Origin of the sequence: Achromobacter sp., from assembly GCF_036567245.1 — a bacterium.
Taxonomy (GTDB): domain Bacteria; phylum Pseudomonadota; class Gammaproteobacteria; order Burkholderiales; family Burkholderiaceae_B; genus Achromobacter.
Genome location: NZ_DATCUY010000609.1, coordinates 1 through 11,639 on the forward strand (window position 1 = coordinate 1; position 11,639 = coordinate 11,639).

The 11,639-nt window shown below is 66.5% G+C and carries 13 protein-coding genes and 1 riboswitch; of the genes, 7 read left to right on the plus strand and 6 right to left on the minus strand.

Annotated features, from left to right (window positions below):
• From VIR09_RS25765 to VIR09_RS25780, 4 genes are all read left to right on the plus strand, one after another.
• Positions 1-403, plus strand: a 403-nt coding sequence (locus VIR09_RS25765; RefSeq protein ID WP_332015431.1) for a VOC family protein, incomplete at its 5' end; no start/stop codon positions are given.
• 24 nt (positions 404-427) lie between these two features.
• Positions 428-1,159, plus strand: a complete 732-nt coding sequence (gene pxpB, locus VIR09_RS25770; RefSeq protein ID WP_332015432.1) for a 5-oxoprolinase subunit PxpB — start codon at positions 428-430, stop codon at positions 1,157-1,159.
• The gene (locus tag VIR09_RS25775; protein ID WP_332015433.1) at positions 1,156-2,151 is read left to right on the plus strand and encodes a biotin-dependent carboxyltransferase family protein; all 996 of its coding nucleotides are present in this window, start codon (positions 1,156-1,158) and stop codon (positions 2,149-2,151) included. The genes pxpB and VIR09_RS25775 overlap by 4 nt, the downstream gene beginning before the upstream one ends.
• 13 nt (positions 2,152-2,164) lie before the next feature.
• Complete coding sequence (locus tag VIR09_RS25780) at positions 2,165-2,932, plus strand: 5-oxoprolinase subunit PxpA (RefSeq protein WP_332015434.1); 768 nt, start codon at positions 2,165-2,167, stop codon at positions 2,930-2,932.
• A gap of 25 nt (positions 2,933-2,957) precedes the next feature.
• Here VIR09_RS25780 and VIR09_RS25785 read toward each other — a convergent pair whose 3' ends face one another.
• Together VIR09_RS25785 and VIR09_RS25790 are read right to left on the minus strand one after the other, a co-directional pair.
• Positions 2,958-3,659, minus strand: coding sequence for a GntR family transcriptional regulator (locus VIR09_RS25785; protein ID WP_332015435.1), 702 nt, complete (start codon positions 3,657-3,659; stop codon positions 2,958-2,960).
• Between the two features lie 110 nt (positions 3,660-3,769).
• A complete protein-coding gene (locus tag VIR09_RS25790) occupies positions 3,770-4,408 on the minus strand; it encodes a trimeric intracellular cation channel family protein (RefSeq protein WP_332015436.1) in 639 nt (212 codons plus the stop codon).
• Between the two features lie 222 nt (positions 4,409-4,630).
• On the opposite strand from VIR09_RS25790, the gene VIR09_RS25795 reads away from it, so the two are divergent.
• Positions 4,631-5,500 carry a universal stress protein gene (locus tag VIR09_RS25795; protein WP_332015437.1) on the plus strand — a complete coding sequence of 290 codons (870 nt, stop codon included), beginning with the start codon at positions 4,631-4,633 and terminating at the stop codon, positions 5,498-5,500.
• 84 nt (positions 5,501-5,584) lie between these two features.
• On the opposite strand, the gene VIR09_RS25800 is transcribed toward VIR09_RS25795, so the two are convergent.
• The 4 genes from VIR09_RS25800 to VIR09_RS25815 all read right to left on the minus strand — a co-directional run bounded on the left by VIR09_RS25800 (position 5,585) and on the right by VIR09_RS25815 (position 9,721).
• Positions 5,585-6,841, minus strand: a complete 1,257-nt coding sequence (locus tag VIR09_RS25800) for a muropeptide transporter (protein ID WP_414639466.1) — start codon at positions 6,839-6,841, stop codon at positions 5,585-5,587.
• Positions 6,842-6,936: 95 nt separating this feature from the next.
• Positions 6,937-7,551 (minus strand): methionine biosynthesis protein MetW, encoded by a 615-nt coding sequence (metW, locus tag VIR09_RS25805; RefSeq protein WP_332015438.1) that lies wholly within the window; start codon positions 7,549-7,551, stop codon positions 6,937-6,939.
• On the minus strand, positions 7,548-8,807 hold the full coding sequence (metX, locus tag VIR09_RS25810; RefSeq protein ID WP_332015439.1) for a homoserine O-succinyltransferase MetX: 1,260 nt from the start codon (positions 8,805-8,807) through the stop codon (positions 7,548-7,550). The genes metW and metX overlap by 4 nt, the downstream gene beginning before the upstream one ends.
• Positions 8,797-8,878: riboswitch (SAM riboswitch) on the minus strand. Its footprint overlaps the gene before it by 11 nt.
• Positions 8,879-8,965: 87 nt before the next feature.
• Entirely contained in the window at positions 8,966-9,721 is a 756-nt protein-coding gene (locus VIR09_RS25815; protein WP_332015440.1) for a GntR family transcriptional regulator, read from the minus strand.
• Positions 9,722-9,890: 169 nt separating this feature from the next.
• Here VIR09_RS25815 and VIR09_RS25820 point away from each other — a divergent pair, with 169 nt between their 5' ends.
• Together VIR09_RS25820 and VIR09_RS25825 are read left to right on the plus strand one after the other, a co-directional pair.
• Positions 9,891-10,172, plus strand: coding sequence for a UxaA family hydrolase (locus VIR09_RS25820; RefSeq protein ID WP_332015441.1), 282 nt, complete (start codon positions 9,891-9,893; stop codon positions 10,170-10,172).
• Between the two features lie 27 nt (positions 10,173-10,199).
• Entirely contained in the window at positions 10,200-11,375 is a 1,176-nt protein-coding gene (locus VIR09_RS25825) for a UxaA family hydrolase (RefSeq protein ID WP_332015442.1), read from the plus strand.
• The last annotated feature ends 264 nt before the right edge of the window (positions 11,376-11,639 follow it).

Consider the following 11,639-nt stretch of genomic DNA (forward strand, 5'->3'; position numbering starts at 1 on the left):
CCACCTTGCCTTCCCGGTGCACGACCTGTCGGCCGCGCGCGCCTTCTACGGCGGCCTGCTTGGCTGCCCCGAGGGCCGCAGCTCGCCCGAATGGATCGACTTCAACTTCTACGGCCACCAGATCGTGGCGCACCTGGCGCCCAGCGAATGCGGTCACCGCGCCACCAGCGCCGTGGACTCGCATAATGTACCCGTGCGCCATTTCGGCGCCGTGCTTTCCATGGAACAATGGGAAGCCATGGCCCAGCGCCTGACCGACGCCGGCACTGAATTCGTCATCGAGCCCTACATCCGTTTCAAGGGCGAGGTGGGCGAACAGGCCACCATGTTCTTCCTGGATCCGTCGGGCAATGCGCTGGAGTTCAAGGCGTTCAAGAACATGGATTCTTTGTTCGCCAAGTAAATCCGTCCTACAGGTTTCGTGTCGTTGAACGCACTATCAGAACCCCCTTCTCCGGCCGAAACCTCCTGGCGCATCCTGCCCCAGGGTGACCGCTGTCTGATCGTTTCCTTTGGCGACCAGATCGACGCGACCGTGGGCAGGACCTGTCTGGCCGCGGCCGGGAAGCTGCGCGATGCGCGGCTTCCCGGCGTGACCGACGTGGTGCCGTCGTTTGTCGCGGTGGCGGTGCATTACCGTCCCGGCGCCAGCGGCAGCCCCACTTACTCGCAGTTGGCCGAACGCATCGGACAGTTGCTCTCCGCAGGCATTGCCGCCGATGCCCTGGGCGGACGCGAGATCGACATTCCGGTCTGCTACGGCGGCGAACACGGCCCCGACCTGGCCGAGGTGGCCGAGGCTGCCGGCCTCACGCCCGAAGGCGTGATCCAGCTGCACAGCCAGCCCCGCAGCATGGTCTTCATGCTGGGCTTCGCCCCCGGCCACGCCTACCTGGGCGTGCACGACGAAAAACTGAATATCCCGCGTCGCGCCTCGCCGCGCACCGCCGTGCCTGCTGGCGCGGTTGCAATTGCCAACCGGCAGACCGTGATCTACCCGAACCGGCTGCCGGGCGGCTGGAACATCATCGGCGCCACCCCGCTTACCATGTTCGACCCGGCCCGCGAGCCCGCCGCCTTGCTGCAACCCGGCGACTCGGTCCGCTTCGTGCCCATCGGCCCCGAGGAATTCGACCGCATCCGGGGAGCCCGGCCATGAGCCTGACCGTGATCAAGCCCGGCATGCTGTCCAGCTTCCAGGATCGTGGCCGCGAGGGCTACCAGCACCAGGGCATCCCGGCCGCCGGCGCCATGGACGAGCGCGCCCACCGCCTGGCCAACGCGCTGGCCGGCAACCACGAAGAACACGCCACGCTGGAAATGACCCTGACGGGTCCGACCCTGCGCTTTGACGCGCCGGCCTGTTTCGCCCTGGCCGGCGCCGACCTCGGCGCCACGCTCAACGGCCAGGACATCCCGGTCCACCGCCCCCTGGTGGCGCGGGCCGGCGACACGCTGGCCTTCGGCGCCAGGCCGGCCGTGGGCGTGCGCGGCTATCTGGCGGTCCATGGCGGCTTTGCGCTGCCGCGCGTCATGGGCAGCGAAAGCACCTACCTGCGCAGCGGCTTTGGCGGTTTCCAGGGGCGCGCGTTGGCCAAGGGCGACCAGGTGCCGCTGCATGCCCCGCTGGCCGCCAACCGCGACCTGGACGCCTTGCAGGAAGCGCTGTGGAACCAGCGCGTGTATCTGCCCGCAGCGCTGGGCGCCAAGCGCCGCGAGTTCATCCGCTTCCTGCCGGGCATGCACTGGGAGGAGTTCTCCGAGGCCACCCGCCAGGCCTTCGGCGGCGGCGCGGAGCTCCGCATCAGCCCGCAGTCGGACCGCATGGGCTACCGCCTGCTGGGTCCGGCGCTGTCCATGAGCCAGCCGCGCCAGATGCTGTCGGAAGCTGCCTGCTTCGGCACCGTGCAGGTGCCCTCGGGCGGCGAGGCCATCATCCTCATGGCCGACCGCCAGACCACTGGCGGCTACCCCAAGATCGCGCAGATCGCCACGGTGGACCTGCCCGTCCTGGCGCAGTGCGCGCCCGGTCAGACCTTGCGTTTCCAGCTGATCGAACTGGAAGAAGCGCAGCGCCTGGACGGCGAACGCGAACGCGCCTTCACGCAATTGCAGGACGCGCTGGCGCCATTGCGCGCGCTCCTGGCCTAGAAAGGAATTTGCCATGACCACCCGCATCGACATGAACTGCGACATGGGCGAAAGCTATGGCGCCTGGACCATGGGCAACGACGCGGCGGTGCTGCAGTTCGTCAGCTCCGCCAACATCGCCTGTGGCTTCCATGGCGGCGATCCGGCCACCATGCGCAAGACCGTGGCGGCCGCGCTGGCGCGCGGCGTGGCGCTGGGCGCCCATCCCAGCCTGCAGGATCTGGCCGGGTTCGGCCGCCGCGTCATCCAGCTCAGCCCCGACGAAGCCTACGACATCGTGGTCTACCAGATCGGCGCGCTGGCCGGCGTCGCCGCCTCGCAAGGCGCGAGGCTGCATCACGTGAAGGCGCACGGCGCCCTCTACAACATGGCCGCCAAGGACGAAGGCCTGGCGCGCGCGATCTGCCAGGCCGTCAAGGACGTGGACGCCTCGTTGATCCTCTACGGGCTGGCCGGCAGCAAGCTGATCGACGCGGCTCGCGCCATCGGTTTGGCTGCCGCCAACGAAGTCTTTGCCGACCGCTCCTACCAGGACGACGGCTCGCTCACGCCGCGCAGCCGCCCGGGCGCCATGATCGAAGACCTGGATCAGGCGGTGGCACAGGTGGTACGCATGGTGCGGGAAGGCAAGGTGCGCTCGGTCGACGGCAAGGACGTGCCGGTGCAGGCAGATACGCTCTGCATCCATGGCGACCAGCCGAACGCGCTGATCTTCGCTGACGGCATCCGCAAGGCGCTGGAGCAGACGGGCATCGAAGTCCGCACGCCCCCGAGGGCTTAGGCTCAATCAGCCAGGCGCGGCCGGCTTAGGCGCGGCCGTAGCGCGGGGCCGGCTCTTCCGCATCCTGCTGCGAAGCATAGCGATAAGCCTCCAGCACGCCGGGCAGCACGTCCGCCAGATAGCTGCGCGTCATGTTGGCCGCGCGCTCGACATCGCGGACGGCCAGCGCCTCGATCACGCCGCGGGTGCAGATCTGAATTCCGCTGAACGGCATCGCTTGCCTGGCCAGCAGGTAGCGCAGCGGCTCGATCTGCTCGTAAAGCTTGTTAAGCATGCTGGCCAGCGGGGTATTGCCCGTGCTGCGGGCCGCGGCCAAATAGAATTCGCACGCCGCTCCGATGGCGGCTTGCGCATCGCCCGCGGCCAGCGCCGCCGCGATGGCCGCGTCATGGCCGCGCTGCTCGGCCAGCAGCGGCGCCAGATTGTCGATCTCTGCCGCCTGGCGCAGGCAATAGGCTTCCAGCTCCGCGCGCAACAAGTACAGGTGGCGGATCTGCGCTTCGGTGTAGAGCGTGACGCGGAAGCCCTTGCGCTGGATATGCGTGACCAGGCCGCTCAATTCCAGCAGGCGCAACGCTTCGCGGATCGGACTGCGGCTGGTGCCGAAGCGCTGCTCCAGTTCCTGCTCGCGCAGCGGCTGGCCGGGCCGGATGGTGCCGTCCACGATCAATTCACGAATCTGTTCCTGCAGAAAATACGGAATCGTGGCGGGCGCTTTGATATCCAATCGGCTCCCCTTGTACTGCGCAATGCATGGTATGAGACATTGTGAAGATACTAGAAATTTCTTGAAACATAAATAAGAAAATTGTTGCAGAGCGCCATGCCGCCCTGCTTTCAGTCCCAGTCGTCCCGATACACGAACTTCGGCATCTGCCAATTGAAGCGCAGAGCCAGCAGGCGCACCGCCAGGCCCGCCGCCAGCGCAATCGGCACCGCCGCGTTGGCGGACAGGCCCAGGGCCTGCGAACCCAGGTACAGCCCGCCGGTCACGAAGGCCACGCTGGCATAGAGCTCCTTGCGAAACAGCAGCGGTACCTCGTTGCACAGCACGTCGCGCAGCACCCCGCCAGCGCAGCCGGTGATCATGCCGCTGATCAGCACCACTGTGACCGGCAGCTGCATCAGCTGAGCCACCTGGCAGCCGATGACCGTGAACGCCACCAGGCCCAGCGCATCAGCCAGCAGGAACACACTGCGCAGGCGCCGCATGACCGGCGCGATCAGGGCGGTGACGATCGCCGCGCCCGCCGTCATCCACAGGTATTCCGGGTGGATCACCCAGGTCAGGGGATAGTGCCCCAGCAGCACGTCGCGCAGCGAGCCCCCACCCAGCGCCGTCACGCAGGCGATGATGCAGACGCCCATCCAGTCCATGTCGCGGCGGCCGGCGGAAAGGGCCGCAGTCATCGCTTCCGCCACGATGGCGACGAGGTACAGCGTGTGCAGCAGGGTGGGCGACAGGTCCGGGAACATGGGGCGGGCAGCAGTTGAATTGACCCCATTGTATTAAGCCGGCGCCGCGGCGCGCGGTCATTGCCTGCGCGCGCGCCATCCCTTACCCTCGACATTGCGTTGACATCGATCAAATCCCCCTCAGCAAGGTCGCGGGACAATGGGGACATGCCCGCAAGGGCGAATCGGCCGGAGCGTACGCACGCGGGAGTCGGCGGTCTGGCCATCACCGGGAGAGAACGTATGACACAGCAAACTGGCCCCATCCTGTTGGCGACCGACCTGAGCGCGCGCGGCGACCGCGCCCTCGACCGCGCCCTGCAACTGGCCAAGGAACTTGGCACCAAGCTCATCGTCCTGCATGTCATGGAATCCCATGCCACGTCAGCCCGCCTGACCACGCCGGTCTGGCGGCGCCTGTCGACGGACCACAAGGCGCTGGCCGAGCGCGAGCTGGCCGAAGACCTGGCCGCCGCCGATGTGCCGACCGAAGTGGTGGTGGTCAGCGGCGATCCGCTGGTCCGCATCATGGAAACCGCCGACAGCTACGGCTGCTCTCTGATCGTCACCGGCACCGCGCGCGATGAAACGCTGGGCCGCCTGTTGCTGGGCACCACGGTGGAAAAGCTGGCCCGCCAGGCGCGCCAGCCGGTGCTGGTCGTCAAGACCCGTCCGCGCCGGCCGTACCGCGACGTGCTGGTTGCCACCGACTTCTCCGCCGGCTCGCGCCAGGCCCTGCGCGCGGCGCTGCAACTGGTGCCGAACGCGGATCTGACGCTGTTCCACTCCTACGATGTGCCCTTCCAGGGCAAGAAGGCGCCGGACGATGCCATCACGCGCAGCTTCTATCACGCCGCCGAACAAAGCGCCCAGGAGTTCATCGCCGAGACGCCCGAGCTGGCCCAGGTTGCCGCCCCCAAGGTGGTGCTGGAATGCGGCCAGCCGGAAACCGTGCTGTCGGAGTATTCGTTCAACCACCGTTCCGACCTCGTCGTAACCGGCACCCACGGCCGCACCGGCATCCTGCGCACCGCCATCGGCAGCGTGGCCGAACGGCTGCTGGAATCTCTGCCCAGCGACGTGCTGATCGTCCGGCTGCTCGGCGAGGAGTAACTCGGTCAGGGCATGAAAAACGGCGCCTCTGCGCCGTTTTTTTTTGCTTGCAGACGTTGTTCGACGGCGGACGCCGGATAGAGCCTAGGCTTCGTCGCCCTGTTTTTCCATGGTTTCTATCGTGCCACGCAGCACATGCAGCAGCACCAGTCCGGGCAGCGCGATGACCACGGTCAGCAGGAAGAAGCCAGGCCAGCCCATTGCTTCGACCAGCGGTGGCGTGAGCGGCCCCGCCAGATAGGTGCGGCCCACGGCAGACAGCGCCGACAGCAGCGCAAACTGGGTCGCCGAAAACTGCTGGCGGCACAGCGCCATCAACAGGCCGACGAAGGACGCCGTGCCCAGGCCGCCGCACAGGTTCTCGATACCCACGCCAGCAGCCATCAGCCAAAGGTTCTTGGGGCTGACCGCGATCAGCCAGTACGCCAGATTCGACACTGCCTGCAAGAGGCCGAAGGCCATCAGCGAGCGGTACAGGCCCCAGCGCGACATGAGCGATCCGCCAGCCAGCGCGCCGATGATGGTGGCGGCCAGGCCCAGCACCTTGTTCACCGTGCCCACCTCCGTTGGCGTGAAGCCCGCCCCGCGGATCAGGAAGGTGGTGGACAAGGCCCCAGCGAAGGCGTCGCCCAGCTTGTACAGCACGATCAGCAGCAGCACCGCCAGCGCGCCGCGCCGCGTGAAGAATTCGCGCAACGGCTCGCCCACGGCTTCGCGCAGCGTGCGTGGCGGGCGTGCGACGTGCTCCGGCTCCGGCGCCCAGAACGTCGCCAGCGCGCACAGCAGCATCAGGCCGCCCATCAACACATAGGTGTTGCCCCACCCTATCCATTGATCCGCCAGGATCAGCGCCAGCCCGCCCGACACGATCATGGCCAGCCGGTAGCCCATGACCTTGATGGCGGCGCCAGCGCCACGCTCATCCTTGCGCAGCACGTCGGTGCAATAGGCGTCGAAGGCGATGTCCTGCGTGGCCGACAGAAACGCGACCAGCACGGCCAGCAGGGCCAGGGTCTGCAATGTCGACGACGGCGACAAGGCGCCCATCGCCATGATGGCCACGGCCAGCAGCAACTGGGTCAGCAGCATCCAGCCGCGGCGCCGGCCCAACAAAGGTGGCGCATAACGGTCCACCAGCGGGGCCCAGAGGAACTTGAGGGTATAGGCGCTGCCCACCAGGGTCAGGAAACCGATCTGCTGCAGCGGCACGTTTTCCACCGTGGCCCAGGCCTGCAAGGTGCCGCTGGTCAGGGCCAGCGGCAGTCCGCTGGCAAAGCCCAGGACCAGCAAAGGCGCCACGCGGGGGCTGGTGTAGACGTTGGATGCTGCGGTAATGACGATCTCCTGAAACGCGCCGGCGCGCCGCTAGCGGCCCCGGGCTTGCGGCATTTTAGGGCCTCTGCGCCCGTGCTGCAGGCAGGATGCGTGTCGGAATGTCAGGGCGACGCGAAACGGTACACCGCCAGGGTGCTGCGCCAGCTGGGCAGCAGTTTCACCTCGCGCTCTTCATTGAAGGTGGCGCGTTCAAGGATGCTGAGACGCACCTCACCCGCCAATTGTTCGAAGTCGCGCAGCGTGCACAGGTGGATGTTCGGCGTGTTGTACCACTGGTAAGGCATCTGACCCGTCACCGGCATGCGGCCGCGCAAGATGGCCCAACCATGCGGCCAGTAGCCGAAGTTGGGAAACGACACCACGCCGAAACGCGCCACCCGCGCCATTTCGCGCAGGATGTGTTCGGTCCGGTGCATGGATTGCAGCGTCTGCGACAGCACCACCGTATCGAACTGCTTGTCGTCGAACAGCGCCAGCCCGTCTTCCAGGTTCTGCTGGATCACTTCGACGCCGCGCCGCACGCAAGCGATGACGCAGTTGTCGTCGAGTTCCACGCCAGCGCCCCGCACCTGCCGGTGGTCGCGCAGGTGCGCCAGCAGCGCGCCGTCGCCGCAGCCCAGGTCCAGCACACGGCTGCCAGGCTCGATCCAGCTCGCGATACGCGCCAGGTCGGGCCGCAGGACGTTGTGCGCGGGGCGGGGAGTCACGGGAGTCATGCGGAACGTCCTTCGGTCTGGGCCGCATCGCCGAGGCCAAGCTCGCGCGCGATGCGTTCGTAATAGCCGCGAACCACCGCATGGTAGCGGGCGTCTTCCAGCAGGAAGGCGTCATGGCCATGCGGCGCGTCGATCTCGGCGTAGGTCACCGGACTGGCGTTCTTCAGCAGCGCGCGCACGATTTCGCGCGAGCGTTCCGGCGGGAAACGCCAGTCGGTCGAAAACGACACCAGCAGGAAATCGGCCTTGGCCGGGGCCAGCGCGCGGGCCAGGTCGCCGCCGGTGGTGCGTGCGGGATCGAAATAGTCCAGCGCGCGCGTGATCAGCAGATAGGTGTTGGCATCGAAATAGCGGGTGAATTTCTCGCCCTGGTAGCGCAGGTACGACTCCACCTCGAACTCGACGTCGTAGCCGTAGCGATAGGCGCCATTCTCGGCGGGAGCGCGCTGGGCGCGGCCGAATTTCTCGGCCATGTCGTCGTCGGACAGATAGGTGATGTGGCCGATCATGCGCGCCACCGACAGGCCGCGGCGCGGCACCGTGTCTTGCGCGTAGTAGTCGCCGCCGTGGAAATCCGGATCGGTGATGATGGCGCGGCGCGCCACCTCGTTAAAGCCGATATTCTGCGCCGACAGGCGCGGCGTGCTGGCGATGACCACGCAATTGGCCACGCGGTCCGGCAGCGTGATGGCCCAGCTGAGCGCCTGCATGCCGCCCAGCGATCCGCCCATCACCGCCGCGAAACGTTCGACGCCGAAATGGTCAGCGACCCGCGCCTGCGCCTGCACCCAGTCCTCCACGGTCAGCACCGGGAAAGCGGCGCCCCAGGGCTTGCCGCTATCCGGATTGATGCTGGCCGGACCGGTCGAGCCGAAGCAGGAGCCCAGGTTGTTGACCCCGATCACGAAGTAGATGTTGGTGTCCACCGGCTTGCCAGGTCCCACCATGTTGTCCCACCAGCCCACGTCGCTGGGGTTGTCGGCCGCCTGGCCGGCCACGTGGTGCGAGGCGTTCAGCGCGTGGCAGATCAGGACCGCGTTGCTGCGTTGGGCATTGAGCGTGCCGTAGGTCTCGACCGCCAGTTCGTAGGCGGCCAGCGACTGACCGCTCTGCAAAGGCAGCGGCTCATCGAAACGGATGAAGGTGGGGGCAACGAGGCCGACCGAACCGGGATCAACGGCATCGGAAGTCGTGACGGGTGCGGGTACGAACCCGCTGGCCGAATCACCGGCCAAATTCTGGGCAGGAGTGGTCATACGGACCTCTTTAGCTGGATTTATTGGAAGGCGCCCGCAAGCGGATCAGGCAAATCGGCGCCGAAAAATTTGGTACTGCGGCAGGAATTCTAGCACTGCTGACGCGCGCCGCAACGGCGGGCGGCATCGCCGGTCCGCCGGCCGCATGCGGCGGTCATTCAGGCGCCGGCCTCCCAGGGCTCCTGCCCCAGGTACTCGTAGCGCTCGGTGTTGACCCGCGATATGCGCCATTCGACCGCCTGCCGCTTGTAGGAAAACGCCACGCGGCGGATCTCCAGCAAGGGGCTGCCTTCGGCCACGCCCAGCGCCCGCGCATGGGCGCGTTCCGCCACGCAGGTGCGCAGGCGCTCGTCGGTGGCGATCACGTTCACGCCGAACACGTCCTGGTACAGCGCATACAGCGTGCTGGCGCGGTCGCGCAGGTGCGCTTCGGCCATGCCCGGGAAGCAGGATTCCGGCAGGCAGATCTCGTCCATCATCACCACGTCGCCATTGAGCGACAGCACATTGAGGAATTCGAACACCATGGCGCCCGCAGGCAGATTGAGCTTCTCGCGCGCGATGGCCGACGCCCGCACGCGGCGAAAGCGCAGCAGCTCGGTCGCGGGATAGGACTTGTCGCCGTCTTGCCGCACGATGCGGAAGAACTTGAAGAAGTGGTGGTTGCGCGTATGCACGGCCACATAGGTGCCGCGGCCCTGATGGCGCACCAGGATGTTCTCGGCGGCCAGCTCGTCGATGGCCTTGCGCAAGGTGCCGATGGATACGCCGAAGCGTTCCGCCAGCAGCTTCTCGGGCGGGATCGCCTCGCCCTGCTTCCATTCGCCCTGCGCCAACGCGGCCAGCACGGCCTGCTTGACCTGCGCATACAAGGGACTGCCCAAAGGCACGGTCGTGGACAGGCTGGTATTCATGGGTGCATCGCATCAATCAGGATGCCCACAGTGTAGCGGCGGGGACGGAACCTGCTCAAGTCATACAATTCATATATATGATTTAGTTGACATGAGAGAAACCGGGTCCTAAGATTTCCTGGCCGTATTGACCCGCGCCCTGCGCTCCCAGCCCAAAAGAGGAAGACAAATGATTCACGCCGTATTGCACGATGCCAAGGACACGGTGGCGGTCGCCGTGGTGGAAGGAGTCACCGCCGGAACGGAACTCAACGCCTGGATCATGGATGAAGACAAGATCATCCATGTGCGCGCCTCGCAGGACATTCCCATCGGCCACAAGGTGGCGATGAAGAACATGGCCGTGGGCGACACCGTCTTCAAGTACGGCGTCGACATCGGCCGCGTGGTGGAGCCCATCCAGGCCGGTCAGCACGCCCATGTGCACAACATCAAGACCAAGCGCTGGTAAGCCCTCCACCCCGCACAGGAATCCACCATGTCCATCATCAACGCCTCGACCACCTTCCAGGGCTACCGCCGCGACAACGGCCGCGTCGGCGTCCGCAACCACGTCATCGTCCTGCCCGTGGACGACATTTCCAACGCCGCGGCCGAAGCCGTGGCCAATAACATCAAGGGCACGCTGGCCCTGCCTCATCCCTATGGCCGGCTGCAATTCGGCGAGGACCTGGAACTGCACTTCCGCACCCTCATCGGCACCGGCTGCAATCCCAACGTTGCCGCAGTGGTGGTGATCGGCATCGAGGAAGGCTGGACCAAGCGCGTGGTGGACGGCATCGCCGCCACCGGCAAGCCCGTCATGGGCTTCAGCATCGAACTGCACGGCGACCACGACACCATCATGCGCGCCTCGCGCTGCGCCAAGGAATTCGTGCACTACGCCACGGCCCTGACGCGCACCGAATGTCCCATCGCCGATCTGTGGGTGTCGACCAAATGCGGGGAATCCGACACCACTTCCGGCTGTGGCGCCAACCCCACCGTGGGCAATGCCTTCGACAAGCTTTACGGACTGGGCTCCACGCTGGTCTTCGGCGAAACCTCGGAGCTGACCGGCGGCGAACACATCGTGGCTGAGCGCTGCGCCAACGACGCGGTGCGCGAGCGCTTCATGTTCATGTTCAACCGCTACCAGGCCATGATCGACCGCTGGAAGACCAGCGACCTGTCGGAATCCCAGCCCACCAAGGGCAATATCGCCGGAGGGCTCACCACCATCGAGGAAAAGGCGCTGGGCAATATCCAGAAGATCGGCAAGCAATGCCGCGTGGACGGCGTGATCGACAAGGCCGAGATCCCCGATGGCCCCGGCCTGTGGTTCATGGACTCGTCCTCCGCCGCCGCCGAAATGGTGACCCTGTGCGCGGCCTCGGGCTACGCGGTGCATTTCTTCCCCACCGGCCAGGGCAACGTCATTGGCAACCCGATCCTGCCCGTCATCAAGATCTGCGCCAATCCGCGCACGGTGCGCACCATGTCCGAGCACATAGACGTGGACACCAGCGGCCTGCTGCAGCGCGAAATCGACCTGAACCAGGCCGGCGACAAGTTGCTGGAATGCATGCTCGCCACCGCCAACGGCCGCTGGACCGCGGCCGAAGCGCTGGGCCACCGCGAGTTCGTCCTGACCCGCATCTTCGAAAGCGCTTAGTCGCGCCTGTCGTCCCCGGCAACGGCGCGTCCGCATGCAAGCGTGCGGACGCGCCGTCCTGCCGCCCCGCAGCATCGTCTCAAAACAACACCAGCAGACCCGGGCGACATCCGCCACGGCAGCACAGGCGGTTGCATTCCTACCCGGGCGCCACCCAAGGAGGAAGACAGATGAACAGCGAACACGATCACCATCCCGACGCCGCGCAACGCCGGCGCCTGCTCGCCGCCCTGGGCGCCGCCGGCCTCTGTGCCCTGGCGCCGT